Genomic DNA, 26647 nt, shown 5'->3' on the forward strand with positions numbered 1-26647 from the left:
CAGAATAGTTACAGGGCATAGGACTATCTGAACTAGAGGAGCAAAGTATTTGAGCGAGTTGAGTCTTTTTTCCATATTTATGAGATTCTCGCGTTGCGCTTGGCATACAAATCAACCGTACCGTCTGGAATGAATCTTTCATAACTTTGATGAGGCACTTCTGTTGTGTGATCCATAGCAGCCGCGATATTACTTAGTGGAACCCCAGCAGCATGTGAAGCTTTTGCATAACGATGCCTAAATGTATAAAGGACTAACACCTCGCCTATCATTTCTTTCTCCTTACATAGAACATTCCATACACTTTTCCTTCTGAGGTGAGTTCTGAGTGCTTCGCCTCATTTTTCTATTATTTTCCTAAGGTCTTTAAATTCCCAATCTGCAATGAATAAATCTTGCATGATAAAAATGTATTTTTGAATAATTCTTAGTTCCAAATTCCTAATAATGAATCCTTGCTTTAAACGGCAAAGGAAATGTCTTTGATGCATTTACCCTTTTAAAGCAATCGCCCAATTCGGACATTTTGAAGTAACACCAAGTTTTTGTTTAGTTGCACCAGACGCAACTTTTACGACAATTCCATCAGTAGGAAGGTTCTCAAATAATTCACCAGCAAGCCATTCCTTATGCCATTTCTTCACTTGCTTTGGATCGGCTGTTCGATTTGTAGGAGGAATTTCAAAAAACCAACTTTCTAGGCGTTTAATATCTTCGATTTCATCTGCAGTACTTCCAAGAATTTCATAAGCAACAAATGACAATCCCGCCCCAGTTGGATTTTTCTTTCTTAAATGTCCAGCGGCTAATGCTTGGCTTTTAGTTCTAGAAAGATTTGGCGCATACAATTCGCCTCTTATTTCAACTGGATCTTCTGAAACTGCTTGTCCATCTTCTGGAAGTTCAACAGGAAGATTGCAAACAGTTCTAGCTGCCTCGGTAACATCTTTTCCACTTCTGGTGAAGGCTGCAACTAAGGTTCCAGATTGGTATCTCAACCCCAAAGCGCAACCATCAAATTTTGGTTGAACAATCATGGTTTCATTTCTGGCTTTGTCTGCCCACCATTCTGAAAAGCAATAATTATCCAAACTAAGCAACTTCATTTTTTGCTGGAAATATGAGTTCTGAGGATCTATTTCCCTAAGCCTATTTTCTAATTGATCAAATTGCTTGTCACTTACTTGAGCATTGCCCGATCTGTAGGCCAAATCTAGCTTTTCAACCAACGCCGAAAGTTCTTTTGCCCACGTTTTGCCCACGCTATTTTTACCCATTAAAAAAGACAGGCTGGGAAACCTGTCTCTGACTGATCGGGGCGACAGGATTCGAACCTGCGACCTAGTGCTCCCAAAGCACCCGCGCTACCAAGCTGCGCCACGCCCCGTACCCCTTTAATCTTAAGGCTTCAAAGGCGCTTAATCACCTGGAATAAAAAATTATTTCCAAATTCACCCTTGATTAAAAAAGGTTCAATTAGATTCTTTACGTGCCCTAGCAAAGAGGTAAAAAGAAACCAAACAAAATTCTCTTTCGAATAAAAAGCAAACTACAATCTCCTTATGAAATCCAATCTTGGTTACATAAAGTATGATTTACTCCCAGAATATACAGAAAAATCTCAACTAACTAATTTGTTTAAGAGCAAAAATCTGGGGATGGTTAGGACTTCTTACTATATTTGTACTAAAATCACCAATTTTATATTTTAAAAAATCTGGGATAGCGAATAAAAATTAGAAGGCAAAAGAATAAACAACAGAAGGCAAGAGAGATGAGATGAAAAAAACCTTAAATTCCTTTTACATACAGAGAGCAAGGAAAGTAAAATTTATATATTTTATCAATGACATAAAATTCGAATTTGGGCAAAAGTTTTTGTATATATTTTATTTTTGTCTTATCAAAAAGTTCCAAGGCTAATCTAACTTTTGTGGAATAGAAACTAAAAACTGAAAAGAACTAACCTTTACTTGAAAACAATTAGAAATGATTGCTTCAAGGATCACATCAAATCAAGATCTAGAAAAGAAAAAGTAACGCCATCTATAAATCACATAAAGATATTTTTCAACTCACAGCGTTAGATTTACGTTACTGAATATATGTCAAGTCAAAATTAAAGGAACTCGTGGGAATTCCCCTAAATAGCTAAGATAAGATCTATTAATAGTGAACCATTTGACTCCTCATTTAGATCAACCTTTTTTAATATTGATTTGGCACTTACTCGTTGGGTACCTTCTGACTGTTAGTTGTGACTGGAACTGGATTCCTTTGACTAGGGAGGAAAAAAGAAGGGGTCCATCTCTTGATCAAATCAGAGGTAAAATATTTAACTAAAACTCAAACTATGAAAGCAAAGCACCTAACGAGAGAGAGAGAGAGAGAGAGAGAGAGAGAGAGAGAGAGAGAGAGAGAGGTAAAGATAAAAGAGGAATTACAACTATCTTCAGCTCAGACTGAAGTATAAATACCTAGTATGGTATAATTACCTATAAATCAAAAAGTAAAGTATTTAAGCTCTCATGATTCAAAAGTACCCATTACTTCCTTTCCTTATTTTTGCAGGAGCATTAATCAGCACAGCAACAATTGGTTTGCCAGTATTTGCTGGATGATTGGAAAATAAATCCAAGTTACTTCAGTTTAAAATTTTTAACTTTAACAATTAAATATATAAATTGCTTTAATTTAATAAATTATAAAATTTAAATATATCATATCTCATGAATAAATTAATTATATTTTTTCAGTAAATGGTCTTATTTTTCTAAAATTGCCGACCAATAATTGAACAAGAAATAAGAAGAATATAAAAATATTAAGAGGTAAACCCAATTAAGCCATGCAGGTCGCTTATTACCATTATTCATTTAATTTAATAAATCAATGTTCTATATATATAATATACTTACAAAATCTGATATTGACTTAAAGCTGCTAAGGCTTAACGTTAATTCTAAAAATTGAAAACCAAAAGTAATTACATAAGAAGAATTATTTATGAAAAGACAATACAAATTTCTAAAAAAACACGTGAATGAGTTTGCCAAAACATACGAAAGCTTAGGCAGTCAAAAATGGTCTTTGAATTTTCCAGTTTTTCTTTTTAACAGGGATTGGTTCAGGCTTAAAAAAGTCACAGTCTATGATTTAGCTAAAGAACTTAAACCAGACAACTCACAAGAAGCCCCTGAACTAATTCAATATCAACAATTACTCAAGGAAGGTCACGATCATTTACTTGCCATTCAGGAATGCTGGAATGAATTTGGAATTGAAGATTTTCATCGATCTCTTCGAAACTCTTCAGAATCGAACACAAAAGGAAACAATGGATGGACTTTTAAAAAATACGTAGAACTCCTAGTTGGATATAGACAAATTATTGAAAACAAAGAAATTCGAATACCAATTATCATTTTAGGAAGAACCCCAAACGAAGATCACGAAATAGAATGGATAAACGATACATTCATTTCTGAACTAACAATCGCAGATTAAAATATATAAAACCGAATCTATACCAAGAGCTTCAAGCAATAGTTAAATCGTCAGATCTTGTTCCCCACTCAGTATCTTCTAGAAGATCAGAATAACAAGAAGCATTTACCAAGTTATATTTCTGAAATTTCCATTCTGAATCTTCAAGGTAATCGGAATACTCGAATGTTTTGGCAAGAAGAGAAAATTCCTTACTAAAAGGGCACATAAATCTTATGTATTTTTTCAATCATTCACGCTATTAAGGTTAAAAGCAAGTAAAAATTATAATTACTAAATATTTAGTAAGAAGAATTACGTTCCAAGAAATCAAAGAAGTTCAAAAACATCTGTGATGAGATATTGTAATGAAAAAAATTTAAATAATAATGGATTCAATCATAAAGGGGAAAGATGGAGAGTTTGATTTCGAAAACCTTCCTGAAGGTGTTTATTTCTTTTCAGGTCAGGAAGGATTTGTAAAAATCAAGGTAGATCAAAACGGTCATCAAAATTGGGATCTTCAAAATTGGTTTGCCTCCTTAGACCCAGATACAGATGAGGTTCAACATCAAAAAACAATTGAAGACATCAAAAGAAGACTAAATGCAGATACGGGAATGATTAATCCTCCACAAAATATAGCAAAAAGTTTTTTTTCAAATCCATTTAAAAATAAGTAAACTTGATAAAACTATTTAAAAATCAAATAAATTTGATTTGCGGCTAATCCAATTAGAGAATATCTTAATAAGGTACACCATGCATATAAATAAACACATTCATAATCTGACTTAGAGATTTCTTTACCTTTAAGCTTCAACAAAAGATTAAATCGATAATTTGAGTTATTTTTAATAATAAAAACAACACATAATACTAATAATTGGAATAAATTTATGTTTATCAATAATATGAAAGCTAGAATAAAAGAAATATTTGAAATCAAGTCAAAGAAAGGAATAAATGTAGCCGGTAAAACAAACAAATTAGACAAAATATAAATAACTCTACTTTGATTAATCCAAGAAAACATATTTGAATAATATTATAAATATATATATATCTATCTTTAGCAAACAATTACAAAGATGGCAATTATCAAATCAATATTAATTAAAAAAACAAAATTTGAAAAGATCTAAGCAAGAGTGTTAAAGGTTATGAGAATAAAAGTGATCCAAGGAAACAGCAAAATTCATACTGAAATGAGCTGAAGTATATTTATATATTTTTTTTTTCATCTTCTTCCAACATAGGATTTATAAGAAGTTATGATTAAATAAATAGACATTAGAAAAATGAGAATAGTTCTTCTACTTTCTATATTTATTTTAGCTATTTTCTTCATTGTAAAAAAGATATTTTATTTGGCAAAAAGGAATCTTTTCAAAGATCAAGCAGCATGGTCTAATAAAGATATAAGAATAAAATATAGAAACTCAAAAGAAATTGCAGAATCAAAAGGAATTGATAACTATTTAAAAATAATTGCTGATGAATCCGAAGTCTATTTAGAAGAACAGTCTAAGGAAGAGAAAGAATGATGCCAAAAAATAAAAATAGAAAAAAGTAAAAAACCAGAGATTAAATAAAAAATTAATTCACATCTACGATTATAATGATCTTAAACGTTTAACAAACATGCACTATCAATTATTTTTAATAAATAGACTATATTTACTATTAATAAAAACGACTATACTTGATATGACAATAAATAATCCACTTTTTATTTTTTCTTTAATAACAGTCATTTGGTTCATTCCAGGAATTATAGTTAGAAGATTTAATGAATTAAAGCAGTTAAAGAAAAAGGAAACAACTCAAGCTGATGCAATTAACAAACTATACCCTAAGTCCAAAGATTGATCAAATTAATACTTATAAATCTATTGGAATTAAAAACCCTATAAAAAATTTACTTATAAGTATAAATCTAGAAAGTAGTCATTTTTTTCAAACAATACTAACTGTTACTTAAGCTTCACAATAAGTCATCAAATTAATACCTTTTTGTATTAAGAGTAATATTTTAGTTAAAATAAGTTAGTGATACAAAAATGACATTTATGATAAAGAAACTGGGGCAATATGGTGGCTACTTACTAAGTGGAATATTAATAGCATGGCTAATAAATCCAATAGCAGCGCTAGCATTCCTCGAGATTTTTTTTAAAATGAGCTTATTAATATTTATTCCCATTGGAGGGGCATATTTCCTAGATGAAATTATACTTTTAAAATATCAAAAGGCATGGAATATCCTTTTACCAGTCTGGATAATAGTTAGTCTCTATTTTACTTTTAAGCTAGTCAAGTTAATAGAAAGAGTTATTAATTAAACATTTAAGGATTTTAATCAAAATATGTATATAGCAAAATTTTTACTAATTATTGTTCTATAAAGTTTTATGTACATTGCGAATCCACTCAAAACTCAATTTAAAAAGCTTAGTAATCAAGACCTCATAATATGCATTTCAAAAATCGTTAGCATTTCTAGAAGTTAAAATATCCGTCCTTATCGAAAAAATTAAGGCTTTATGGATAATGATTAATACAGTTGAAACTTGAACAACATGGTGCTCCCTTTTATTACTGCAATATTTTTCCCTGATTACGGTTATCAAGGGATCCCTTGGGATTTGTATTTACTACATTTCTTCTTCTTTGCGATTGTGATTCCATTTCATGTAATTATTTTTGCTGCTCGTAGTGCTCAGAAGGTAAAGCCTAACGGAGTAAAAGACTGGCTTAAGTGGGAAACAAATGCTAGCCAAGACGATTTAGAATCAAGATTTCCAAATAATTTCCCTACGGCTTAACACTCACTAAAACCTTTTAAAGATGTCTGAATTTATCAAGGTGCTACAACTTCATTAAATTTGGGCAATTTTAGGTTTATATATATACCTGCATCTAAAAAAAAATGCTTCATTTGCCATTCTTAACCTTTGCTTTGGGAGGAGGAAGCCTCTCAGCAACAATTGTCGGAGTTGTATCCCTTGTTCTTTTTGGACTAGTTGGCGTGATTGCTGGTCCTAATCTATCTAAATTTGATTCTGACGCTTAGGACGATCGCTTTTAGACAAAAATCTATTGGCCAAGTTTCCTTACCAACAAATATTTAGATTTTCATAAATCTATCTAGGGAATCAAACTCACAACAAAAAGATCTAAATTCATCAAGTGTTAAAACACTTGACTGATTTAGATCTTTTTTTAAACCAATTCAAATTACAAAAATCCAAAAATCATAGCTAAAGACTTGCGAACTATCTATAAAAAATAGAATTCATAGAGGTCATCAAGACATAGAGTATACATAAGCAAATCTTATGACTTGTATGACCATAAGATATGATGCTTGATCATCTGAGGCTCAGGCTTTTACATTTAAATGTATAAAATTTACAAATTACAGTCAGATGGAAATGAATCCTTACAAGCCTTTTATACAAGCTCTTAAAAAAATCTGCAAAAATCTCAAGTAGAAGTCTAATTTTTTAATGTGCAGGTTTAAATTCTCCCCCTCTACCTCCAGCTTCAGTTGCCTGTCCTATTCGAGAAAATAAATTCAAACTTTCATCATTTAAGTTAATCACTTCAATCTCAGATCCACCTAGTTTTATTCTTCTAATTACTTGATCAAGAACTGTAACACCACTTTGATCCCAAATATGAGCCTCGGCCATGTCAATTGTAATTTTCTTAGGATGTTCGTGAAGTTCAAATCCTTGCCTAAAGTAAATACTGCTAACAAAGAATAACTGCCCTTTAACTTTATATATCCTGTGGTCTTCACCATTTAAAGAAGACTCAACCTTAATAACCTTTGCGACCTTTCTACTAAATAGTATAGCGGCAAGTCCTACGCCTGAAAGAAGTCCCAAGGCTAAATTATGAGTAATAACAGTTACAAATACAGTTAAAATCATAACTGAACTATCACTTCTAGGGATACGGCTTATATCTTTAATTGAGATCCAATTAGCCGTATTAATTGCAATCATTATCATTACACCAACTAATGTTGCCATTGGAATTTGATTCACCCAATCTTTAGCAGCAAGAATCATTGCTATTAAACAAACTCCTGAACTTAATGTTGAAAGCCGTGTTCTTCCCCCATAGCCCACATTCATAACAGATTGTCCAACCAAAGCACATCCAGCCATACCACCAAAAAGAGAACTAACAATATTTCCTATACCTTGGCCACGAGCCTCAACATTTTTATTTGTGCTTTTATCAGTCATATCATCAAGAATATCTTGAGTGAGAAATGTCTCCATAAGACCTACCAAAGAAATTGCCAAAGCTGTTGGAAGTATCAAACCAAGAGTTTCAAAATTAAAAGGAACTTTTGGAAGGCCAAAGCCAGGCAATCCATTTGGAAGAATTCCTAAATTCGACACAGTTGGAACATCCAATTTAAATCCAATAGAAATTGCAGTACAAATAAAAATTGCAACCAATGCTGAAGGCAAAATCTTCGTAACTTTTGGCAGCAAATAGATAATTAATAACGTAAGTATGGTCAATAGCCAAACTGCAGGTACTTGTGTTGCAGTAACTACATTCGCAGAATGCCCTAAGTCAATACCCAAATGAGGCAATTGAGCAAGGAAGATCAATATAGCCAACCCATTAACAAAACCATCCATGACAGGTTGAGGCACAAATCTCATCTGATGTGCAAGTCTTAGATACCCCCAAGCAATCTGAAGAACTCCAGTAAGCAATCCAGCCGCCAAAAGATATTGCAGACCAAGACCAGGGCTAATATTTTCTCCTTGTTGAACAATCCCAGTCATCAAAAGAGCAGTTGAACCAGTTACTGAGGTGATCATCGCCATTCTGCCTCCGAAAATCGCGAGGGTTATAGAAAGCAAAAAAGCACCAAAGAGTCCAACTCTTGGATCAACACCTGCAATACCAGAAAAAGCTATCGCCTCTGGAATCATTGCGAATGCAACCACAAGACCAGCAAGAACATCGCGAGAAGGAGAGACAATTCTCTCCTTTGCTAATAAATTGATCAATTTCAAAACTACGCTTCTACCATCCTGCCTCATTAGACATAAGAATTCATATTAGTAAGAAGATCTTCTTACTAATATGAATAAATCAATAATCAGTCAGATTCCTCTTTCCTTTCTATAAATGAATCCATCAATTTTTTGTATTCATTCTCTCTTGAGCTCTTTGCAAAGCCGACAATAAAAACTATAGATGAGACTACTATTAAAATTAGTATTATCGGACTAAGACCCATTTCATTAGCAGTCAAAGCAAAGAAAAAATGAGCTTTCATTAAATGAACAGATACTTTTAAAAGGCTAAGTTGCATAGCTCAATCTTGAAAGTTTATATACAGAAGTTTATTCTTTATATAAATTAAATCTAAGTAATAAAAAAATTAATATCTATTTTTCTTTTATTAAACTAACAAACTCTTCAGTAGTTAAGGCAGGTTTATACTCCCAAGTCATTCCAAATTTATCTCTCCAGGATCCAAAAACCTTAAATAAGATTGATGCACTTGAAGCCCTGCAAATTATCACTCCTGTTCCGTCTTGCGGAGTATGAGCCCATGCAATTCTTTCATAGCCATCAATAAGATCCTCAGATTTCCCACTTTCAACGTAATCTACAAATGCTTCCGATGAATAATTTTGATCTTCAGATGATTCGAATTTCCAAGTAACTATATACAGCTGCATTTTTTATTTTTCGAAGGACTTTTATTCTATCCGAGAATTATTTATTATTCCTAAAACCAGGCTCAAATTGCCTTCGTGCTGCCTGTGTCCTGAGTATTAACTGCCTTCCAGAACTAGATAGAGTAAACCTCAATGCTTTGCCAGATTTAAACATTGCCTCTCCAATGGCCTTAGTTCTTGATAATTCAATTTGATATGCCCTAGAGACGGCTCTTTCAGCATCAACATTTGCTAACTTTGCCTGTTGGGCCAAACGTTTAGTTTTTGATTTTGGAATTACTGATAGTTCACTTTCAGGTTCTGCCCACCTCCATAGCCAATTAGAATTGGATTTTGTAATCGAAGAAGATTTCTTAACCATACCCCGCATATCAATAAGACGAGAGGCATTTGATACCTCATATAAACCCTAACCGCTACTGGTAAAAAAAAAGGATTGAGAATTAAAAAAAAAATGAAAGTTAAAAAAGTGCTTATGAAAACAAAAAAATAAATTATTTTAAAACTAGTAACTTTTTTTAATTAAAATAAACATAATAAATGATGAAATCTAAAAAATAAAGATCTTAGGAATTTTAGAAGTCAGAGATATAAATAAAATTATTGTCATTTATTTAGTGCTTAAAATTTTACGGGCAAGTCCATTAAAGCCCATATATACAAAGATATATTTAATGCAATCGCTGCGCCTACAGTTAGCTGCTTCATACTAAAGTGAATTTATATATTTCTAATTCAGCAATAAATTTTCTTTGGAGGAAGTATTTATATTATCATCAACACATTAGTCATTGACCTTTATAACTTTTCAGGAAGAAAAATAAGTCCTGACCTGCAATCATCAAGAAGTTTTCTAATTATAGTTAATTTTGAATCAAGCACTTGGTTAGCTTTTATTGAGATCCAAATAGGTTTTATCAATTCATTATTGGGTCCAAGTCTTACCCTGGCTCCAAACCAACTTGCATGTGAAGGTATTGAGGCTCTGCATTTCGTATCATTAATAGTTAAATCAACCTTCCTCTCAATAAGCCAATCTTCTACAACAATCAAATTAGTAAAGCTATTCAACCCAGCGTTTATTGATGTAAAACTTGAAATCAAAAGGATCAAAAAAAAATAATTCTTCAAAAACTTAGAAGTGGTGATCACTTCAATTTATCTAAAAATAGTCTCAAGAAAAATGGGTCGCCTGAGATTCGAACTCAGGACCAGCCGGTTAAAAGCCGGATGCTCTACCACTGAGCTAGCGACCCACAATAGACCAATAGTAATGGCCCAATATGAAAAATATCACGTTGCAGAAGCATTAATGGTCTTAATGTTCCTTTTTGAGGACTAAAAAACAATTTAAAGATATTTTTTCCCTTCCTCATTGATTTTTTTAGATACTTTTAAAGCCTTAATAAAAAGTTGGAGGACATGAGAATATTATTTAATTAAGCTTTTAAAAAGAAAAACACGAAAGTTTGACAGAAGATCCATCGGTAACAGTAATAGGCGCTGGTCTCGCAGGATCAGAAGCAGCATGGCAAATAGCAAGGGCTGGAGTCAAAGTAACACTCTTTGAAATGCGACCAAAGAAGAAGTCTCCAGCTCACCACTCAGCCGAATTCGCTGAACTTGTTTGCAGCAATAGCTTTGGAGCTCTTAGTAGTGATAGAGCAGCAGGACTTTTACAAGAAGAGTTGAGAAATTTAAAATCGATTGTCATTGCAAAAGCTGATCAACACTCTGTTCCTGCAGGAGGAGCACTTGCAGTAGACAGAAGTCAATTCAGTCTATCAATCACAAATAAACTTTCTTCTCATCCTCTAATAAGAATCATTAGAGATGAATGTCCGTGCCTGCCTAATGCTCAAAAAATTACAATTCTAGCCACAGGTCCTTTAACAAGCGAATCGCTAGCTGAAGACATCAAAAAATTCACAGGAGAAAGTGAATGTCATTTTTTCGATGCGGCTAGTCCAATAATTACTGGGGAAAGCATTGATTTCTCAACAGCATTTCGGGCAAGTAGATACGACAAAGGCGATGCTGATTACGTTAATTGCCCAATGAACGAAGAGACATATTTAAAATTTCACTCTGCGTTAATAAAAGCTGAACAAGCTGAGTTAAAGGATTTTGAGAAAGAATCAGCTCTTTTTTTTGAAGGCTGCCTTCCTATTGAAGAGCTTGCGAAAAGAGGTCTAGAGACTATGCGTTTTGGCCCGTTAAAGCCAATAGGCCTCTGGGATCCAAGATGGGGCGATGTAAACGACAAATCCCTCAGAAGGCTCAAAAGAGCTCATGCTGTCGTTCAATTAAGGCAAGAGGATAAAGCAGGTCAACTATGGAATCTCGTTGGTTTTCAAACAAATTTAAAATGGGGCGAACAAAAACGTGTATTCAGAATGATTCCTGGCTTGTCGAATGCAGAATTTATTCGTTTAGGAGTAATGCATAGAAATACTTTTCTTGAATCTCCAAAGCTATTAGAGCCAACACTTCAGTTCACAAATAGAAAAACTTTATTCGCTGCTGGACAGCTCACTGGTACAGAGGGGTATGCTGCGGCTATCGCTGGAGGCTGGTTGGCTGGAACTAACGCAGCATTATTGGCAAAGGGATTAGATACAATTACTTTGCCATCGTCTACCATGATTGGGGCATTGACAAACTTTGTCAGTAATAGTCAAACAAGCTTACGAGTTCAAAATAAAAAAAACTTTCAACCTATGCCAGCTAATTTCGGATTACTACCTGAACTCGAGAATAGAGTTCACAACAAACGTGAAAGATACAAAGAATATAGAGATAGAGCTTTGAGTCAAATAAAAAAGTTAAGAGAAACATCATTAGATAAAAATTCTACTCAACCGTCCATTTAAAAAATTTCTTTTACATCATGACTAAATTAACAAATAAAACTAAAGCTTCTTCTAACTGGGATTCGATAGTTATTGGTTCCGGTCTTGGTGGATTAGTGACTGCAAGTCAATTAGCAAGCAAGGGTGCAAAAGTTCTGGTACTGGAACAATACAAAATTCCTGGTGGAAGTGGTGGTTCATTTAAAAGGAAAGGATTTACTTTTGATGTTGGAGCATCTATGATTTTCGGCTTTGGTAAAAAGGGTTACACCAATTTACTAACGCGAGCTCTCAAAGATGTTGGACAAGAATGTGAAACAATTCCTGACCCCACACAATTGGCATATCATCTACCTAATCATTTAGAAATTACAGTTGATAGAGACTATAAAGAATTCATTACTAAGCTAATTGGTTTATTTCCCCATGAAGAGAAAGGAATAAATCATTTCTACGAAACATGTTGGGATGTATTTAATTGTCTGAATTCGATGCCTTTACTTTCAATAGAGGATCCTGGATATCTAATGAAAGTTTTTTTTAAATCACCCTTATCTTGCCTAGGACTCGCTAGATGGTTACCAATTAATGCCGGAGATGTTGCTAAACGATATATCAAAGATCCTGCACTTTTAAACTTTATAGACATTGAATGTTTTTGCTGGTCAGTCATGCCCGCTGACTTAACACCTATGATAAATGCAGGAATGGTCTTCTCTGATAGACATTATGGAGGCATTAACTATCCAAAAGGAGGTGTTGGAGTAATTGCTGAAAAATTAGTAAAAGGAATTGAAAACTTCAAGGGAGAAATAAGATATAAAGCTAAAGTTAAAAAAATAATATTTGAGAACGGAAAGGCAATAGGTGTTTCACTAAATAATGGTGAAGAAATTTTTGGTAAAACAATAGTTTCTAATGCAACAAGATGGGATACATTTGGTGGGCAAGGAATAAATGATCCACTTGTAGCATCAGACAAGACTCCACCGGCAGAGACAAAATGGAAAAATAGATATATCCCTTCTCCTTCATTTTTATCACTACATTTGGGAGTAAGTAAAGATTCTATCCCTTCGAATACACATTGCCATCACTTACTTCTCGATAAATGGGAAGAGATGGAACATGAACAAGGAGTTACTTTTCTATCAATCCCAACTCTATTAGATCCATCCTTAGCACCTTCAGATAATCATATTGTTCATGCCTTTACCCCTTCTTCAATGGATTGTTGGGAGGGATTAAGCAACAAAGAATATCTTGACAAGAAAAAAGAAGATGGAGATAAACTTATATCTAAGTTAGAAAAATTATTTCCAAACCTTAGTCAAAACATTTTACACAAGGAGATAGGTAGTCCAAGAACACATAAAAGGTTTCTTGCTAGAAACAAGGGCAGTTATGGGCCAATACCTTCAATGAGGTTGCCTGGTCTTCTTCCTATGCCATTTAATACTACAAAAATAAAAGGACTTTATTGTGTTGGGGATTCTTCTTTCCCCGGTCAAGGATTAAACGCAGTGGCATTTAGCGGCTATGCCTGTGCTCACAAAATTGGCACAAAGTTGGGAATAAATAAATGGGAACTTCCTGAATAAATTATGAAAAAGCTAATAAAACTACGAAGGCAAGTTATCAAGACTGAATCTATAACCTTGCTGTCGAACAGTTGTAATACCTCCTCCATCTCCTAAACCTGCTTGTTCTAATTTTCTTCTAAGCGTCAAAACCTGGGTATCAACTGAACGAGGTCCACCACTAAATGGAGGCCAAGCCATTCGAAGTAGCTCATGGCGGCTTCTTACCATGCCAGGTGGCATCAACAAGGCACACAATAAAGCAAATTCCCTAGGGCTTAGTTCTACAGGTTTTTCTCTCAAGGTGACCTGCCTTAGTAGAAGATGAACCTCAAGTGGACCTACAGCAACACGCTCCTGTAAACCAATTCTTCCTCTTTTAAGTAGTGTCCTGCATCTAGCAGCTAATTCTTCTAGGCCAAAAGGTTTCCTTAAAACATCATCAGCACCCTCATCTAAAAGTCCTACTACTGGTTCAACTCCTGTTCTTGCAGTTAGAACAATCACTGAACAGCCCAACTGTTGTGCAAGTCGTAGGGCAGAACTTTTTTCCAATATCTCAGCACTAACTAGTAAATCTGGTGATTGATCCCGACAAAGATCAACTGCCTCGGAAGCAGAACCTACTGCTGCGGCGAGCTGCCCATCTTGTCTGAGCCTTTGAACTAAAACAGTTCTGAGAGTTGGATGTGGTTCTACAACAAGAACCTTTGAAGGTGATTGAGTGGTTGCTTGAATAGGAGAAGAACCTGATGAGGATCCTTGAATTTGCTCAGTAGCAAGCTGATCTGCAGGTATTAATGTCACAAGTCGGAAATGTAGACCCTTAGACTAGAAAAGATATTAAAGCAAACTGTTCGCTGACTAACAAGAATAGTCTGTGTCTTAGCAAACCATGACATCTTTTGATACTCCAGAGTCAATAAAACACTTCCAATCAATTTGTGATGCCTGTCAGGAGCTAACAAGTCGATACCACAGCCCTTCTGAGCTTAGGATCTATGCAGATGGATATTTGCATTCCCTCAGGAATTGCAAGAGATTAGGGTCAAAGGATCAAGAAAAATTAGAAGCATTAATTGATAGATGGATCATGGATCCTTCAAGCTTTGTTGGGCCTGATGGAGATATTAATAACCTCTTTTTTCAAAAAGAACCTGGATAAAGATAAAAAAAGTGACAAGTTATGAAGCAAGTGCAATTTCTAATTTTTCCTTCAATTCTCCAGAGTTATACATGCTTATCAAAATATCGGAGCCTCCAATAAATTCACCCTTCACATAAACTTGGGGTATTGTTGGCCAATTTGAAAATTCCTTAATTCCTTCTCTAATTTCCATATCTGAAAGCACATCAAAAGTATCAAAGCTCATTCCCAAGGAATTAAGAATCTGAACAACATTGTTGGAAAAACCACATTGTGGCATCAACTTATTGCCCTTCATGAAAACAAATATTGGTTTTGAATTAATTAAGAGTTCGATTTTTGAACGAGTTGTAGAATCCATATCTGAAAAGTTATTGAGGAGTGGAGGTTTTCAAGGCCAAAGCATGAATTGTTTCTGTTTGCAATTCATTTTTTAACGCACCATAAACAAGTTGATGTTGTTGTACAAGAGATAAACCAGAGAATCCTTCAGATACGACATTTACTTCAAGATGGTCTCCACCGCCCATATCTTTAACATCAATTTGAGCATCGGGAAGTGATTGCTTAATTAGAAGAGTAACTTCTTGTGCGGTAATCATTTTCAAATAAGGAATTAAAGTGAATTTGGAGAAAATAAATTCAATGTAAGTGCTAAAGATTCAACTAAGTAAAATCATATTATCTTCTACCAACAGCTAATAAAGCCAATTGTTCAGCACTTCTCATACTTTTGGAAAGTTCAATATTAAAGTCATTCGTAGATTGCCTAAAATCCCTCGAAATAATTATTGGTTTAGAGAAACAAATTGAGGCCGATCCATAAAACTTCGGGATAACATCGCTGTAAGCCAAACCGACTGGAACAATTTTAATGTCCAACCCTTTATTAGAGGCTAGCTGAGCTAAGCGAATCAAGCCTTTTTTCAGTTTTACAGGCTCTCCGTGTCGATTTATCTTTCCTTCAGGGAAAACAACTAATTGCTGACTTGAAATCAACAAATCAATTGCATATCTAAGAGTAGTTAAAGAAGGTCTTCCTTGATCAATTGGAAAACAACCCAACCTGTTTAAGAACCAACCTTGTAACCCTCTCATTTCTGATCGGGTGACCATGTATCTACAATCTCTATTTGTAATCCTCCTCCCAGCAGCCATAGTCAACATCAAAGCATCCCATCTAGACCTATGAGTGGGAGCAAGTACAACAGAACCACTTAAAGGTAAATTTTCTCGACCAATAACTATTCTTCTTCGAAAAAAATTATTCAACGCAAAATCTTGCGTTGCAAACATAGCTAATCGACTCCAAAAGGGATCTACACCGAGGCATATTTTTTTTTCTCTATGAAGAAGGGGCAAAAAAACCCTCTTTAACAAACCATGTAATGAAGTTAACTCCGAAAGCTTTATTATTAATGGTTAGACTGGGCAGTTACTCCAGCGGCTAAACCTTATTCTGATTTTGATGAATACAATCAAAGTATATTTTAAATACCTATGGCAAGTCTTGGCGTAAACATTGATCACATAGCAAATGTCCGAGAAGCTCGTAAGACATTTGAACCTGACCCAGTAAAAATGGTTCTTTTAGCGGAATTAGGTGGTGCTGACGGTATAACAGTTCATCTAAGAGAAGATAGAAGGCATATTCAAGATAGAGATCTCAATCTTCTAAAAGAGACTGTTCATACTCGACTAAATCTGGAAATAGCTGCAACTGAGGAAATGATTTCAATAGCACTTAATCTCAAACCAGATATGGTTACATTAGTTCCTGAAAAAAGGGAAGAGGTCACTACAGAAGGAGGACTTGATGTCATTAAACACAAAAACAAATTGAAGGAAATAATTCAACGTCTTTCCGATGAGGATATTCCAGTTAGTCTTTTTGTTGATCCAGTCCAAGCTCAATTAGAAAATTGTGCTGAAGTAAAGGCTGCCTGGATTGAACTACACACAGGTAAATATGCAATTACAAAAAACAAGGCAAGACATTTGGAATTATCAATTCTTAGAGAGAGCACAGCTAAAGCAAAATCCTATGGTTTGAGAGTAAACGCAGGACATGGATTAACATATCAAAACGTTGAACCGATTGCAGCTATCGAAGGGATTGAAGAATTAAATATTGGCCATACAATTATTTCTAGAGCCATTTCAGTAGGTCTATCTCAGGCAGTAAAAGAAATGAAAAGCCTAATTATCAATCCAAGAAAAGAAAACTTCTTACTTTAAAAAAACCTTAATCGGATTTTGACTCTTGCTAACAATTTATCGAAGTAATAAAGCTGAATGGTTAGCAGAGATACTAGGACAGGAACTCCGATTAAATCCTCCTGAAATAACTGAAGAAGTTAATATTATCGTGAGTACATGGCCATCAAGCAGATGGCTAAGTGAAAAACTTTCAATAATTAATAATATCAATGCATTAGTTAAATACCCTTTCCCTGGTTCATATTTGAAAGGGTTAGTCAAGAGAATTATTGGTATTGACCCTAATGAAAAAGATCAATGGGAAAAGAATCATCTTGTTTGGAATATTTTAGAATTATTACCGGAATTAATGAAAGATGAAGAAGCACAGGTAATTAGATCCTGGATAAAAATAAGCGATAAAGAAAATGAGCAAATAAATCTAAATTTATGGGATCTAGCAAACAATATTGCAGAGATATTTGATGATTACATACTTTATAGGCCTGAAATTATCAAGCAATGGTTAAGCAAGAAAACAGAAAAGAATCCTAGAGAAATTAGTATTAATAAAAATATTCATTGGCAAAAAATTTTATTTAATTTATTACATAAAAAGATAAACAAAGATCCATTCTGCATCCAAGTCGAAAAAGCTATTAAACGTTTAAAAAAAGATGATATTCCTAAGCTAGATTATCCAAAAAATCTCTACATATATGGACTTAGCAGTCTGGCCCCATTGCAAATAGATTTAATTCAAGCATTTTCAAAAGTAATAAATATAAAAATTTATCTAATTTCCCCTTGCAATGATCTTTGGCAAAGATGTGAAGCAAGAAGACTGCAATTTAGAAACACATGGAATACTCCTCCTGATAGCCAATGGTTACTAGAATCTCCAAGACTTGAAGCCTTACTTGGAAGGATGGGGGCTGAATTTCAACAGTTGCTAGAGGGGAGTGGTGAATATCAATTAGGAGAGAAAAATGAGCAAGATATTTTTTCTCTTACAGCAGATATTGTCACTAATAAAGGGAACAAACCAAATTTATTAGAACAACTACAACAAGAATTGTTAGTCACAAAAAGTGAAACTATTTTAACTAAAGAAAAATCTGACAAATCACTCCTTTTCCTTAAATCTCCAGGAAAGTATCGGCAAGTAGAATTAATACGGGACCATATATTACAGCTTTTCGCCAATGACAAAGAACTACAACCCAGAGACATTCTAATAATGACACCACAGGTTGATAGTTATGCGCCAATAATTGCCTCAATATTTAACAATATCGATCACAATACTACACAGCTACCCTGGGTAATCACAGATAGGAGTCAAGAGGATAAAGTAGGTTTAATACATTTTGTGTTAAATCTGTTAGAGATTTCGGCATCTCGTCTTACTGCCTCAATTTTTGAAAACTTATTAACGAATCCAGCATTCCAAGCACAACAGAATATAAGTAATGAGGAAGTGAGTGAGATAACCAAAAACCTTCAATCCGCTGGCTTTACTTGGGGACTTGATTCTTCAGAAAGATTTGGGGATGAAACTCATAGTCTCTGTTGGTGTCTAGAAAGATTTCTACTTGGTCTTGTTTTACCAAATGATCCAATTAATGGAATAAGCAATATCTCCCCTTATTCCGAGAATATTTCAAGTACTGAGTTTATAAAAGTTTGGGGTATACTTTCAAAACTTTGCAATTATATCGATGCGATTCGCAGTAGTCGTTCATGTCAAGAATGGATAAAGCTTATAACATCGCTCGTAAAGGATTTATTTGGGGATGGTGGAGAATGGGCATGGGAAGAGCAACAACTACTAACTATTGTTAATAGTTGGGGTCTCATAACAGATAATTGTGAATTAGAAATTGATTGTTTAATAGTCAAAGACATTATCACCAAAGCATTAAGTTCTACGAATGGCAAGTTTGGTCATAGGACAGGGAAAATTACGATCAGTGCCTTAGAGCCAATGAGAGCAATCCCTCATCAAATCATCATCGTTATGGGACTGGAAAGTAGAACTTTTCCGAGAATAGATAATAGAAGGAGTTTTAATCTCCTAGAAAGAAAAAGAGAACTTGGAGACCCTAACCAATATGACAAAGACCGCTATTCATTATTAGAAGCTTTAATCTCAACTCGTCAACATCTTTTACTTTCTTGGAATTCCAAAGATGAAAAGACAGGAGAAGATCTTGAACCTCCAAGTCCTATTCAACAATGGATGAATTACTTAAAAATCAAATTAGGAGCCAACACCTTTCAAGATATCCTCATTGAGCCACCAGCAAATCCTCTTGATCATTTCAACTTTATAAAAACCGAAAATCCACAAATCATGAGTTGTGATATGAAGAATCTAGAAGCTAGAAAATGGCTTGAAAAAGCTATACCAACAAAAGATGTCTCACTAGCATTACCAATAAAATGGAAAGGAATAAACGTAAGCGAATTAAAATCTTATTCCTTCGAGAAAACCAAAGAATGGTTACTAAATCCACAAATAACATGGTTGAAAGAGAATGAAATCCAATCAAAAGAATTTGTCAATCTTATTGAAGATAATGATTCACTCGAGCTTTCAGAATTAGAAAAATATAAGCTGCTTAAATATCGACTAGAGAATAGTGATCTCAGAAAAATTAACAACATAAAAAACAATTCAAACTACTGGGAAGAAAACTTTTCTGGCAAAGGTGTTTTCCCTCCAAAAGGCTCTGGATTAATAGAAGAAGATATTCTTGAAGAGCGATGGAATAATTTAATATCCGCAATATACGCTACCGGTGAAATCACGAAAAGGAGTATAGAGATGCAAGAGTTGGAAGGTGAATTTTACTTTAGTGAGAAGAATTTAATACAGATTGAAATTGGTATTTTAAAATATAAAACTCTTATGAAAGGGTGGCTAAATCATTTATATTTATCTGCAAATAGTTCATTTAATTCTAAAACTCTGATAATTTCTAAAAAGAAAGATTATAGTAAAAACATTAATTTTGAAGTAAGCAAGGAAATATTACCCATCAATGCCCAAGAAGCAACTAAAACACTAAGAGAGATCCATCTATTAGCAGCTGCAGGAAGAAAAAGTTGTTGGCCCATACCACCTGAAAGTGGCCTGGCGTATGCCCTTGCCATAAACGAAAAGAATAAGAATGAGGAAGATTTATTTCAAAAGCAATGGGAAGGTGATTTATATAGGCAAGGAGAAAGAGAATCACTAACAATGGAACTTTGCTTTGGAAAGAAATGCAAGGCCTCTACTTTTCTAGACGTTAAATCATTTAACGATATATTAATGAGTCTGTATGAACCACTACTAAAAAACATCTACTAAAATGAGGCTAAACAAAAGAAAACACTTTAATAATATTATAACTGTCTTATCAAGATGGGGATTTAGCAAGCAGGGACTATTAAATAATTCAAAAGGGGAATGGTATTTATTTTCTCAAATCCTACTAATACTACTCCATTTTATACCTCCCTACCCAAAAATAGAGCATACAGAATTTGCAACAAATACTTTTATTATGATTATTGGATTATCAATTTCAATTCACGGTCTAATTATTGTCATTAAAGCATTCCTAGATTTAGGAGAAAATCTTACACCGCTAACTTATCCAATGAATGAATCGATTCTGATAAAAAATAAATCATACAAAAATGTTAGACATCCCATTTATAAGGGATTATTATTTATTTCATTAGGAATATGTATTTTTTTATTGAGTCTAATACATCTATGTTTGCTCATATCATTAGCTTACATCTTAAAGATAAAAGCATTAAAGGAAGAAGAAAGGCTGAAAATTAAATTCTCTGAATACAAAAAATATATCAAAGAAGTCCCAGCTATTATCAAAAAAATAAAATATTTAGATTGGAGATCATAAAATGTTAATTAGAAGTAATTTAAAACATCAGCATCAAGGTAAAAAGAAGAGTGAACTATTGATTTGTTATTTTATGATAGTAAACATAAAATAGATATGAAAAATATTAAATTATTTCAAGCAAATAAATATCCTTTAACTAATGGAATGCGTCTAATAGAAGCAAGTGCTGGCACAGGTAAGACATTCTCTCTTTCGCATCTTGTCTTAAGATTATTGACTGAAAAAGAGTATTCAATAGACCAAATACTAGTTGTCAGTTTTACAGAAGCAACAGCATCAGAGATAAAAGCAAAAATCATTGAAAGACTAATTTCAGCATTAAAAATAATTGAATCAATAAATACAAAAGTAAAACCATATCAAATTGACGACGTGTTAAATGAATGGATAGAATTAAATATTACATCTAAAGAAAGAGCTTTATACATAGCATCCCTACTATTAGAAGCATTAGAAAGAATTGACACGGCAGATATCACAACAATTCATGGATTTTGCAGTAAAACTCTTCGTAGAGAAGCTATTGAGAATGGTAATAATTTAAACCCATCAATCGAAAAAGATTCAAATTCACTAATAAATGAAATTGTTGAAGAATATTGGATAAAAGAAATATTAGAAATAGAAATTTCAGAATTAAAAGGGATATTTAAAACAAATTTTAATCGAAAGAGTTTAATTCAAGTTCTTAGTTCATTGGATAATGATCCAAATAATATTTTCAAGCAAACATTTAATGAATTAAAAATAGAAGAAAGTCTTTCAAATCAATTAAACAACTTAATTGAATTATTATGGATAGAATTTAAAACTAAATGGAAAGAAAAGGGCCAAGCGATTGAAGATGGATTTATAGAGATCGCGAAGGATCTAAAATCTCAGGGTATTGCACGGACACAGCCATACTCATCCAAGCCTAGGAAAAATCGTTATCAGCTATTAACTAACTGGATTGAAGAATATAAAGATCACAAACGACCATCATATGAAGATATTCAAAATCAAACCCTTATAAATAAATATTTTCATCCTAAAAATATTTACCAATTAGATATGAAATATGAAATAGATTCCTGTTCAAAAGAAATGAGGGAAATACTTCATGTTATAGCAGATTTATATGATAGTCCAGGTGAATTAGTTTGGGAACATGCTTTGTTATGGACTAAGAGAGAGCTTGAAAAAAGAAAATCTAAAAAGGGTTTGATAAATTATTCTGATCTACTTAAATTATTAGATCCCAATAAACTAAATAGTAGTAAAATAAAAGATGAATATAAATCTAACAATATCTATAAAAACCTAAAATTCAGGTATAAAGTAGCATTAATCGATGAGTTCCAAGATACTGATCCAGTCCAATTAAGATTACTAAAAGAGACCTTTGGTAACAGCTCAAAACATCTATTACTAATGATTGGAGATCCAAAGCAAGCAATCTATAGTTTTAGAGGTGGAAGTTTAAATACATACATGGAAGCCAGAGAGGCTTGTGATCGAATTGATTTGATGAACGCTAATTATAGAAGTACAAAATCTCTAATTTTAACTCTCAATAAATTATTTCTTGATGGTTTAATAAGATCAAAGCTATCAACTCAAGAACTTAATCCTTGTTCACAAGAAAAGCTACTAAAACTAAATGGTATAAAAGAACCATTTAAAATAATAAATCTAATAGATAACAATCATGAAGAGAAAGCAGAAAGAATAAAATTGGAATCAAAAAGCAAAATAGAGGATAAAATTCCGAAAGTTATTGGATCTTATTTGTTAGAGCTATTAAACAGTAATCCCAAAGATTTAAGCCCCTCAGATATTTGCATACTAGTCAATAGACACGATCAAGCTACCAACATCCATAGCTATTTATCCAAAATAAAAATCCCTTCACAACTCCTAAGCAATGAAAATATTTTTACTAGAGAGGGTGCTCAAATTCTACAGATTTTCATTAACTGCATCGTCAGTCCATATAACCAACAAAAACTTTCCATATTAGCTTGTTCTGAGCTAATGCAATGGAAAAAGAAACAACTTATTGAATCTAAAATTAATGGCGATTTTGATTCATTATCTTCGAAGTTCTATGAACTTGCCAAATTATTTCCAAAGATTGGATTATTAGGGTGTTTATCAAACTTTCTAGAAGGGAAATCAATAGCTGACCTTTCTAATAGAGGAACTTTGTTAGGTGATTTGTATCAAAGCTCTCAATTAGTAGACGAGCAGATCCATCGACAGAAATTCAATGCTTTAAGAGCATCACAATGGCTTAGGGATCAACGTTTCGAGCCCATTGAGCCTATACCTGAAGAATATCAACCTAACAGTGCCATTAGTAATAGCTCCGTAAATATCATTACAATTCACAAGAGTAAAGGACTTCAATTTAAAATAGTAATCTGTCCATACTTGTGGCAAAAGCCTCCTGATAAAAAAAGTCATTTATGGAAAGATAATCAAAATCTATTAATTTCTAAAAAGTATAAATGGCATAAGAAATATAGGTCATATCAAAATTTCATTAGAAAAGAATCATTAAATGAAGCAGAGCGGTTAGCTTACGTTGCTTTTACAAGAGCTAAACAACAATTAATAGTCCTGTGGGCAAAGGCTGCTGATCAAGAAGGGAACCCTCTTTCAGGCTTTTTATTTGGATCTAAATCGATAAATCTAAATATAGAAGACCATACAAAAGAAATGATGGAAAAGTCATTCAAGACAAGGGAACTAAAAGTTGATATTCAAGATATAAAAGCAATTGAAACTAATCAAAAATGGACTCAACCGAAAAGTGAAGTCAAATTACAACTGGGAGAAATTCCTAAACATCCGTTTGAGAATAGTTGGGGAAGGTATAGTTTTTCAAAATGGATATCAAAAAAAGATGACGAATTAATTCTAAAAGACTTATCAGATGAGTTAAATGAAGATCATGCATTTAAAGAAGAAATTGAGGATATATCTCTCAAAAAAATTGATCAATTATTGATAGAGAAAGATCAAAGTTTTGACCAATCAGAAGCTGAGCTATTGTCAAAAGAAAGTCCTATTGGTAATTTCCCCCGAGGACCTATAGCAGGGACTTGTCTTCATAAAATACTTGAAAAAATAGATTTCAATGATATTGAAAATCAACTAAAAGTTTCAGCTATAATAGAAGAAGAATTAAATACAGTTAATATAAGTAATTCATTTATTGAACCAATTAATATTTTATTAAAGAGAATTGCAAATATCCCTTTAGGTGGTCCATTAGGTAAATTTAAAATGAAAGATTTAAATCCTAAAAGCTCTATCAAAGAATTGAAATTTGATATTCCAATTTGTCATAAAGCCAATCCAATTAATACTTTCGAATTATCATCAATATTTAGAGAAGATCCTCAAAATAAATATGGCTCAGACTATATAAATAAACTGATGAATCTAAATATCTATAGCAGCGGCTTCCTAACCGGATCCATAGACCAAGTTTTTGCAGACAACCCAAATCATGAAATTGCTAAATGGTGGGTTTTAGATTGGAAAAGCAACTGGATAGGAAGTCCGCTATCAAAAGATGGTGGTTCTTCTTGTGGTCCCTCAAATTATTCAATTGCCAGAATGGATGAAGAAATGTACCATCACCACTATCCTCTTCAAGCCCATATATATTTACTAGCTTTACATAGATTTTTAAATTGGAGACTGCCCGAGTATTCACCTCAAAAACATCTTGGAGGTTATATTTACGTGTTTTTGAGAGGTCTTCCAGATAAAGGAGATTTAGTAGAAAAGAATTTCCCTCAAATGACTCCAGGCTTAATCGTAGAACCTGCTCCTATTAAAAGAATTAAAAAATTAGATTTATTGATTAAACGAATGTAAATGAGAGAACCCTTGAAAAAAAAATTTCCAACTGATTTAAATAAATCATTATTAGCTACTCTAATTCGCTATTTCCCACCCATAGAGTTTAATGAAGCCTTAATTGATGTCGTAAATGTATTAATGGATGGATTATCAAGAGGTGATGTTTATATAGACATGAAGGAAATCCCTAAAAATCTTGAACTTAAATATAAAGATTGGCCCAGCTGTCATATGAAAGCCTTATTAGAGAGTGGCTGGACTAAAGAAGATAACTCCCCAATAGTTTTAAATGGGGATTTGATAAGTTGGCGTAGAACACATAATGAGATTGTTGAGACCATTAATAAAATACTCCTAAGGAATCAATCTATTAAACAGCTATCTAAAGGATTACCTGTTCGAATTGATGCTAAGAATCTAGAGCATCTAAATAATCAACAAATAGAAGCTGTTAACCTTGTTAAAAGTGAACAAATCATCTTATTAAGTGGTGGCCCAGGCACAGGTAAGACTAGTACCATCCTTCAAATGCTTTTACAAGCACTAACAATAAATCCAACTCTTAGTATTGCAATGGCTGCTCCAACAGGGAAAGCTGCAAAAAAGCTAAAAGATACTATTCAGGCCGGTATTGAAGATTTTGATGATCATATAAAGAATAAGCTTTCTAATATTCCTTCAAAAACATTACATAAATGGTTAGAAGCAGGACCAAATGGCTTTAGAAGAAACTCTCAACGCCTATTAAAATTAGACCTTATAGTCATAGATGAGATGTCAATGGTTGACTTGTCAACCATTAATGGATTGCTGGATGCATTAACAAAATCATGTCAAATAATCTTAGTAGGTGATCCTGACCAATTATTACCAATAGGAAGTGGTGGTATATGGCAAATTTTGCAAGAGAAAGAAACGAAAACACACTTTCAAACAAACTCAGTCAAACTAACAAAGTCATACCGAAATAAAGGAGATATTGCTTTATTAAGAAATACACTAAAAGATAATGGAGTAGATGCCTTTTGGCACCTCCTTTCAATAAAAAAAAATTCAACGAATACACTTCACTACCTTTCATCCCTAAAAAGTGTTCCAGATCCCGTAGTAAGGACTCTTGCCAGCTATAGAAAGAACCTTAAAAAGTTAACAGAAAATTGTATTAATTATATTCCAGACGAAGCATGGCAATCAAGCATGATTGAGGTAGAACAATCAGTTGAGATACTAAAACTCTTTAAATTTATAGATAATCTTCTTATACTTTGTCCACAAAGATATGGGCCCTGGGGTGTAAAAAAAATCCACGAGTTTCTTTTAGGAAAGAGATTTGAGAAGGAAACACATAATTGGGGGGAGGGAACACCAATTATGGCAAAAAGTAATCAGCCCGAAATAGGTTTAGCGAATGGAGACATTGGGATAATTATTGGCAACGGGGAGAAAAGACGTTTTTTATTTAATGTTTTTTCTGAGGAACAAAGACTAGTAACTCGATTAATAAATCCATCAAGGTTAAATATATATGATGCGGCATATGCAATGACAATTCATAAAGCACAGGGGAGTGAAGCTGATCAAGTTTTTCTTCTTTGGCCGACAACCTCAAAAGTTTCAGCAGAGAAGACATTCAATAAATTTTACTCTGATGATTATGAAAAAAGAATGCTTTATACAGCAATAACTCGTGCAAAAAAACAATTACTGGTAATTACCAATAAAGAAGAAGACTTTTAAAGATGTGGTCAACTTATTCCTAAAAGGATTTTTGAAATGATAAAATAAACCTTATATCCCTTTAACAAGGCGAGTCAGCAAAGCACGGTTATACACCGATCGGAAGTTGTCTGCCTAATTTGAAGGACAAAAAGGC

The 26647-nt window shown here is 33.3% G+C and carries 27 protein-coding genes and 2 tRNA genes; 15 read left to right on the forward strand and 14 right to left on the reverse strand.

Features of this window, described 5'->3' with window-relative positions:
- Positions 1 to 77: 77 nt before the first annotated feature.
- The 3 genes from O5637_RS03565 to O5637_RS03575 all read right to left on the reverse strand — a co-directional run bounded on the left by O5637_RS03565 (position 78) and on the right by O5637_RS03575 (position 1387).
- Complete coding sequence (locus O5637_RS03565) at positions 78 to 272, reverse strand: hypothetical protein (RefSeq protein ID WP_269606171.1); 195 nt, start codon at positions 270 to 272, stop codon at positions 78 to 80.
- 219 nt (positions 273 to 491) lie between these two features.
- Positions 492 to 1262 (reverse strand): NAD-dependent DNA ligase, encoded by a 771-nt coding sequence (locus O5637_RS03570; RefSeq protein WP_269606173.1) that lies wholly within the window; start codon positions 1260 to 1262, stop codon positions 492 to 494.
- 51 nt (positions 1263 to 1313) lie between these two features.
- Positions 1314 to 1387 (reverse strand) — tRNA-Pro (locus tag O5637_RS03575).
- Positions 1388 to 2311: 924 nt separating this feature from the next.
- Here O5637_RS03575 and O5637_RS03580 point away from each other — a divergent pair.
- Both O5637_RS03580 and O5637_RS03585 read left to right on the forward strand, forming a co-directional pair.
- Positions 2312 to 2473, forward strand: coding sequence for a hypothetical protein (locus O5637_RS03580; protein ID WP_269606174.1), 162 nt, complete (start codon positions 2312 to 2314; stop codon positions 2471 to 2473).
- 533 nt (positions 2474 to 3006) lie between these two features.
- Positions 3007 to 3507, forward strand: coding sequence for a hypothetical protein (locus O5637_RS03585; protein WP_269606176.1), 501 nt, complete (start codon positions 3007 to 3009; stop codon positions 3505 to 3507).
- 31 nt (positions 3508 to 3538) lie between these two features.
- On the opposite strand, the gene O5637_RS03590 is transcribed toward O5637_RS03585, so the two are convergent.
- Positions 3539 to 3715 (reverse strand): hypothetical protein, encoded by a 177-nt coding sequence (locus O5637_RS03590; RefSeq protein WP_269606178.1) that lies wholly within the window; start codon positions 3713 to 3715, stop codon positions 3539 to 3541.
- A 160-nt stretch (positions 3716 to 3875) separates the two neighbouring features.
- On the opposite strand from O5637_RS03590, the gene O5637_RS03595 reads away from it, so the two are divergent.
- From O5637_RS03595 to O5637_RS03615, 5 genes are all read left to right on the forward strand, one after another.
- The gene (locus tag O5637_RS03595) at positions 3876 to 4169 is read left to right on the forward strand and encodes a hypothetical protein (protein ID WP_269606180.1); all 294 of its coding nucleotides are present in this window, start codon (positions 3876 to 3878) and stop codon (positions 4167 to 4169) included.
- Positions 4170 to 4856: 687 nt separating this feature from the next.
- Positions 4857 to 5033: a hypothetical protein gene (locus tag O5637_RS03600; protein ID WP_269606182.1), complete on the forward strand. Its 177-nt coding sequence runs from the start codon at positions 4857 to 4859 to the stop codon at positions 5031 to 5033.
- A gap of 525 nt (positions 5034 to 5558) precedes the next feature.
- The gene (locus tag O5637_RS03605; RefSeq protein ID WP_269606184.1) at positions 5559 to 5831 is read left to right on the forward strand and encodes a hypothetical protein; all 273 of its coding nucleotides are present in this window, start codon (positions 5559 to 5561) and stop codon (positions 5829 to 5831) included.
- Positions 5832 to 6068: 237 nt separating this feature from the next.
- On the forward strand, positions 6069 to 6314 hold the full coding sequence (locus tag O5637_RS03610) for a hypothetical protein (protein WP_269606186.1): 246 nt from the start codon (positions 6069 to 6071) through the stop codon (positions 6312 to 6314).
- A gap of 104 nt (positions 6315 to 6418) precedes the next feature.
- Complete coding sequence (locus tag O5637_RS03615; protein WP_269606190.1) at positions 6419 to 6562, forward strand: hypothetical protein; 144 nt, start codon at positions 6419 to 6421, stop codon at positions 6560 to 6562.
- Positions 6563 to 6995: 433 nt separating this feature from the next.
- On the opposite strand, the gene O5637_RS03620 is transcribed toward O5637_RS03615, so the two are convergent.
- The 6 genes from O5637_RS03620 to O5637_RS03645 all read right to left on the reverse strand — a co-directional run bounded on the left by O5637_RS03620 (position 6996) and on the right by O5637_RS03645 (position 10471).
- Positions 6996 to 8567 carry a SulP family inorganic anion transporter gene (locus tag O5637_RS03620; RefSeq protein ID WP_269606191.1) on the reverse strand — a complete coding sequence of 524 codons (1572 nt, stop codon included), beginning with the start codon at positions 8565 to 8567 and terminating at the stop codon, positions 6996 to 6998.
- Positions 8568 to 8626: 59 nt separating this feature from the next.
- The gene (locus tag O5637_RS03625; protein ID WP_269606193.1) at positions 8627 to 8842 is read right to left on the reverse strand and encodes a hypothetical protein; all 216 of its coding nucleotides are present in this window, start codon (positions 8840 to 8842) and stop codon (positions 8627 to 8629) included.
- A 76-nt stretch (positions 8843 to 8918) separates the two neighbouring features.
- Positions 8919 to 9215 (reverse strand): DUF3303 domain-containing protein, encoded by a 297-nt coding sequence (locus O5637_RS03630; RefSeq protein ID WP_269606195.1) that lies wholly within the window; start codon positions 9213 to 9215, stop codon positions 8919 to 8921.
- Between the two features lie 37 nt (positions 9216 to 9252).
- Positions 9253 to 9576 carry a hypothetical protein gene (locus O5637_RS03635; RefSeq protein ID WP_269606197.1) on the reverse strand — a complete coding sequence of 108 codons (324 nt, stop codon included), beginning with the start codon at positions 9574 to 9576 and terminating at the stop codon, positions 9253 to 9255.
- A 437-nt stretch (positions 9577 to 10013) separates the two neighbouring features.
- Positions 10014 to 10319: a hypothetical protein gene (locus O5637_RS03640; RefSeq protein WP_269606199.1), complete on the reverse strand. Its 306-nt coding sequence runs from the start codon at positions 10317 to 10319 to the stop codon at positions 10014 to 10016.
- 80 nt (positions 10320 to 10399) lie between these two features.
- A tRNA-Lys gene (locus O5637_RS03645) sits at positions 10400 to 10471 on the reverse strand.
- 213 nt (positions 10472 to 10684) lie between these two features.
- Between O5637_RS03645 and trmFO the strand changes: the two genes are divergently transcribed.
- Together trmFO and crtH are read left to right on the forward strand one after the other, a co-directional pair.
- Positions 10685 to 12088: an FADH(2)-oxidizing methylenetetrahydrofolate--tRNA-(uracil(54)-C(5))-methyltransferase TrmFO gene (gene trmFO, locus O5637_RS03650; RefSeq protein WP_269606201.1), complete on the forward strand. Its 1404-nt coding sequence runs from the start codon at positions 10685 to 10687 to the stop codon at positions 12086 to 12088.
- Between the two features lie 17 nt (positions 12089 to 12105).
- On the forward strand, positions 12106 to 13668 hold the full coding sequence (crtH, locus tag O5637_RS03655) for a carotenoid isomerase (RefSeq protein ID WP_269606203.1): 1563 nt from the start codon (positions 12106 to 12108) through the stop codon (positions 13666 to 13668).
- Between the two features lie 21 nt (positions 13669 to 13689).
- Here crtH and O5637_RS03660 read toward each other — a convergent pair whose 3' ends face one another.
- Positions 13690 to 14454, reverse strand: coding sequence for a response regulator transcription factor (locus tag O5637_RS03660; protein WP_269606205.1), 765 nt, complete (start codon positions 14452 to 14454; stop codon positions 13690 to 13692).
- Between the two features lie 88 nt (positions 14455 to 14542).
- Here O5637_RS03660 and O5637_RS03665 point away from each other — a divergent pair, with 88 nt between their 5' ends.
- Positions 14543 to 14812, forward strand: a complete 270-nt coding sequence (locus tag O5637_RS03665) for a DUF6761 family protein (RefSeq protein ID WP_269606207.1) — start codon at positions 14543 to 14545, stop codon at positions 14810 to 14812.
- Positions 14813 to 14831: 19 nt separating this feature from the next.
- Here the strand turns inward: O5637_RS03665 and grxD are convergent, their stop codons facing one another.
- From grxD to O5637_RS03680, 3 genes are all read right to left on the reverse strand, one after another.
- Positions 14832 to 15155 (reverse strand): Grx4 family monothiol glutaredoxin, encoded by a 324-nt coding sequence (grxD, locus tag O5637_RS03670; RefSeq protein ID WP_269606209.1) that lies wholly within the window; start codon positions 15153 to 15155, stop codon positions 14832 to 14834.
- A gap of 10 nt (positions 15156 to 15165) precedes the next feature.
- Positions 15166 to 15396, reverse strand: coding sequence for a BolA family protein (locus O5637_RS03675; RefSeq protein WP_269606211.1), 231 nt, complete (start codon positions 15394 to 15396; stop codon positions 15166 to 15168).
- A 79-nt stretch (positions 15397 to 15475) separates the two neighbouring features.
- Complete coding sequence (locus tag O5637_RS03680; RefSeq protein WP_269606213.1) at positions 15476 to 16156, reverse strand: lysophospholipid acyltransferase family protein; 681 nt, start codon at positions 16154 to 16156, stop codon at positions 15476 to 15478.
- A 138-nt stretch (positions 16157 to 16294) separates the two neighbouring features.
- Between O5637_RS03680 and O5637_RS03685 the strand changes: the two genes are divergently transcribed.
- The 5 genes from O5637_RS03685 to O5637_RS03705 all read left to right on the forward strand — a co-directional run bounded on the left by O5637_RS03685 (position 16295) and on the right by O5637_RS03705 (position 26511).
- Complete coding sequence (locus O5637_RS03685) at positions 16295 to 17032, forward strand: pyridoxine 5'-phosphate synthase (protein ID WP_269606215.1); 738 nt, start codon at positions 16295 to 16297, stop codon at positions 17030 to 17032.
- A gap of 25 nt (positions 17033 to 17057) precedes the next feature.
- Positions 17058 to 20351, forward strand: coding sequence for an exodeoxyribonuclease V subunit gamma (locus O5637_RS03690; RefSeq protein ID WP_269606217.1), 3294 nt, complete (start codon positions 17058 to 17060; stop codon positions 20349 to 20351).
- Between the two features lies 1 nt (position 20352).
- Entirely contained in the window at positions 20353 to 20913 is a 561-nt protein-coding gene (locus tag O5637_RS03695; protein ID WP_269606219.1) for a methyltransferase family protein, read from the forward strand.
- A 96-nt stretch (positions 20914 to 21009) separates the two neighbouring features.
- Complete coding sequence (locus O5637_RS03700; RefSeq protein ID WP_269606221.1) at positions 21010 to 24789, forward strand: UvrD-helicase domain-containing protein; 3780 nt, start codon at positions 21010 to 21012, stop codon at positions 24787 to 24789.
- Positions 24790 to 24801: 12 nt separating this feature from the next.
- Positions 24802 to 26511: an AAA family ATPase gene (locus O5637_RS03705; RefSeq protein ID WP_269606222.1), complete on the forward strand. Its 1710-nt coding sequence runs from the start codon at positions 24802 to 24804 to the stop codon at positions 26509 to 26511.
- Positions 26512 to 26647 lie beyond the last annotated feature (136 nt).

Source organism: Prochlorococcus marinus str. MIT 0917 (assembly GCF_027359575.1).
Lineage (GTDB): Bacteria > Cyanobacteriota > Cyanobacteriia > PCC-6307 > Cyanobiaceae > Prochlorococcus_B > Prochlorococcus_B marinus_D.